This is a genomic window from Microbacterium sp. Bi128, assembly GCF_918698205.1.
On record NZ_CAKKMM010001577.1, the window covers coordinates 1 to 1,121 of the forward strand.

General features: G+C 69.7%; 1 protein-coding gene. It reads right to left on the reverse strand.

Going from position 1 to position 1,121, the window contains the following annotated elements:
- Positions 1-1,121: ATP-binding protein (locus LQV45_RS34675; RefSeq protein ID WP_230012469.1), on the reverse strand; the 1,121-nt coding region annotated here is incomplete at both ends.

The following is a 1,121-nucleotide window of genomic DNA, read 5'->3' on the forward strand; positions in this document are numbered from 1 at the left end:
CCATTGGCCGCGGGACACCGCCACATTGATCCGGATCCGCGAGAGCAGGAACTCCATGCCCCGCGGACCCTCGGCCACCGCAGCACATGCCATGGACACAATCACGACCGCGGCCTCCTGGCCCTGGAACTTATCCACGGTCCCCACCCGCGCGCCGGCGAGATTCGCGGCGTCCAGGGCATCGCGGATGACGTTGACCTGCGCGTTGTAGGCAGCCACCACCAGAATGTCGGCCGCCTCCAATGGCCGGGCTCCGTCTGCGGTGTGCCAGGAGAGGCCCAAATGGCGGCGCACCTGCCCGAGGACCTCGGCAGCCTCCTCGGCCGACGACGTCGTGTTCCCGCTGTGCGGCACCATCACCGTCTCAATCCCCGCGGGCACACCTTCCAGAAGGCGCAGATCCGCGGGCGGGGCGGAACGTAACCGGCCTTCGTAGGACAACTCCGAGACGGCCAGGCACAGCTCTGAGTTCATCCGCCACGAGTCGGCCAAGAAGTAGCCAAGCTCGGGTGGCAGCGTGGCGTGGCCTGCGGAAATCCAGCCCAGGGCAGACTCGTCGACCGGCTCGGGGTGCCTGCCCTGGCTGACCTGCGGCAGCTGCTGCGGGTCGCCGAGCAAGAGCAGCCGGCTGCTGGCCTGGGCCACGGCAAGGGTGTTGGCCAGCGAGAACTGGCCGGCCTCGTCAATCACCAGGAGGTTCAGGGAGCCGGCCGGGACGGTGGCGCCGGTCATGGTCCACGCCGTGCCACCGACGAGGGCGCCTCCAGGCGCACCCAACAGCTCCGCAACGTCCTTGCCGGTGCGCCGGGCCCACGGCAGGGCGTCGTTGTGCTTCACGTCTTTTGCCACCAGCGCCGGGTCGACCCCGGCCTTCGTGACGGCGGTCTTCAGCAGGTTCTCCACCACCGCATGCGACTGGCCGACGACGCCGACTTTCCAGCCACGGGCCACGAGCCGGGCGATGACGTGGGACCCCACATGGGTCTTGCCCGTTCCGGGCGGACCCTGCACCGCCAGGTAGGAGTGGTCAAGGGCCAGCACGGCCGCCGTGATGGCTTCAATGAAGCGGTCCGGTCCGGCACCAGGCTGCGGCAGTGAAGCTCCGGCGGCCAGCCTCGGCG